The following is a 1873-nucleotide window of genomic DNA, read 5'->3' as shown; positions in this document are numbered from 1 at the left end:
AGGGATGGGCAATTCTGTGCACACACCGCCCACTAACTCCCGCGTACCACCTTATCGCGATGGTCACAATGTTCCACCTCCGCTCTACGGTGAAGCCATGACGGAACTCCCGATGGCCGACGGCCCCCCACCGCGCGAGCGGGCCGACGCCGCCCGCAACCGGGCCAAGGTCCTCGCCGCCGCCGAGGGGCTGTTCGCGGCGGGCGATCCGGCCGCCGTCACCATGGACGACATCGCCAAGGCGGCCGGCATCGGCCGCGGCACCCTCTACCGCCGCTACCCGGACCGCGCGTCGATCGCCCGCGCCCTGCTCGACGAGCACGAGCGGGCCCTCCAGGAGCAACTGCTGCGCGGCGCCCCGCCGCTCGGACCGGGCGGCGGGGCGGGTGAGGCGCATCCGACGCCGGCCGACCGGCTGGCCGCGTTCTACCGGGCGATGGTCGACCTCCTGGAGACCCACGTCCACCTGGTGCTGGGCGCGGAGACCGGCCTCGCCCGCTTCCGGACCGGCGCCTACGCGTTCTGGCGGCTGCACGTCACCCACCTCGCCCGGCAGGCCGGCCTGCCGGACCCGGAGACGCTCGCCGACCAGCTCCTCGCCCCGCTCGCCCCCGAGCTCTTCCGCCACCAGCGCGACAGCGGCCGCACCCCCGGGCAGATCACCGCCGGCCTCTCGACCCTCGCGCACGGCACCCTGGGCCGGTGAGGCCCGGGCGCCCGGTCAGGCGGGGACGTGCCAGATCTGGTTGTCCGCGCCGTTGCAGTCCCAGATGCCGAGCTGGTTGCCGTTGGTGGCGACGAAGCCCAGGTTGTCCAGGCAGCGGCCGGACTGCGGGTTGAGGATCGAACCGTCGGCCCGGACCTGCCACTGCTGGGCGCCGGTGCCGTTGCAGGTGAACAGCTGCACCTTGGTGCCGTTGGCCGTCGCGGCGCCGGTGACGTCCAGGCACTTGTTGAGCGCCCGGACGGTGCCGTCGACGGCGATCTTCCACTGCTGGGCGTTGGTGCCGTTGCAGTCGTAGATCTGGACGGGAGTGCGGTCGGCGCTGCTCGCGCCCTTCACGTCCACGCACTTGCCGGCGTACCCGGAGATCTGACCGATCGGGCCGGCCGGCTGCGGCGGGAGCTTGGGGCCGGCGATCACACCGGCCGCCATCGCGGTCTCGTTGACGTTGCACGACAGCGAGACGGAGCCGTCGCCGGCCCAGCTGTAGCTGCTGACGAACCGGTTGAAGGGGTGGCCGTTGGAGAGGTACTGACAGGTGGCTGTGATGTACCAGGTCTGCAGCGGGTCGATGCCGGAACACTGGCCGTACGCGTTCCAGCCGGAGGTGTAGGCGTAGCAGGTCCCGGCGAGCACCTCCGCACCGGCCTGCGCGGCCTGCGCGGTGGGTGCGGCCTGCGCGGTGGGTGCGGCCTGGGCGGTGGCGGCCGGCGCGACGATCGCGGCGGCGGCTCCGAGCAGAACGGTGCTGAACAGGGCGGCGGTACGGCGCATCGGAAGGTCCTTCCGGAGACGGGTGGGCCGGTCAACCCGCGGGCGGCAGCCGTGTGGTGACGGTGCGCCAGTTGTGCGGGTCGCGTGAAAGCCTCAGCGGATACCGGACGGCCGTCAATGACCGCCGTCCGATATCCGCCAACCCTCCGTCCACGGAGCGGCCCCGGCCCCGGGTGGACGAACCACCCGGGACCAGCACCCGCGAGGAGCCGGACCCGCCACCGGACCGCACCCGCCGGACGGGCCGATCCGTCCGGAAAGCACCCGCCCCGCACCCGCCACCGCCCCCGGGTACGCACGTGTCACGTCGGCAGTCGCCGCCCGCACCGCGTCAGCGGGGGCAACGCCGAACGGCCCGGCTCCCCCGTTCACCGG

The 1873-nt window shown here is 73.4% G+C and carries 2 protein-coding genes; one reads left to right on the top strand and one right to left on the bottom strand.

Features of this window, described 5'->3' with window-relative positions; all coding sequences use genetic code 11:
- Positions 1-97: 97 nt before the first annotated feature.
- Positions 98-706 carry a helix-turn-helix domain-containing protein gene (locus ACFWOG_RS40745; protein WP_329881902.1) on the top strand — a complete coding sequence of 203 codons (609 nt, stop codon included), beginning with the start codon at positions 98-100 and terminating at the stop codon, positions 704-706.
- Positions 707-721: 15 nt separating this feature from the next.
- Here ACFWOG_RS40745 and ACFWOG_RS40740 read toward each other — a convergent pair whose 3' ends face one another.
- A complete protein-coding gene (locus ACFWOG_RS40740) occupies positions 722-1498 on the bottom strand; it encodes a ricin-type beta-trefoil lectin domain protein (protein ID WP_380364790.1) in 777 nt (258 codons plus the stop codon).
- Positions 1499-1873: the final 375 nt, after the last annotated feature.

It is taken from the genome of Kitasatospora sp. NPDC058406 (assembly GCF_042722765.1).
Taxonomy (GTDB): domain Bacteria; phylum Actinomycetota; class Actinomycetes; order Streptomycetales; family Streptomycetaceae; genus Kitasatospora.
The sequence above is the reverse complement of the archived record's forward strand: the minus strand, read 5'-3'. Positions and strand labels throughout refer to the sequence as shown.

Bases quoted from the DNA above. Each gene is read 5' to 3' on its own strand.
- ACFWOG_RS40745 (WP_329881902.1), top strand. From the start codon at position 98: ATGACGGAACTCCCGATGGCCGACGGCCCCCCACCGCGCGAGCGGGCC.
- ACFWOG_RS40740 (WP_380364790.1), bottom strand. From the start codon at position 1,498: ATGCGCCGTACCGCCGCCCTGTTCAGCACCGTTCTGCTCGGAGCCGCC.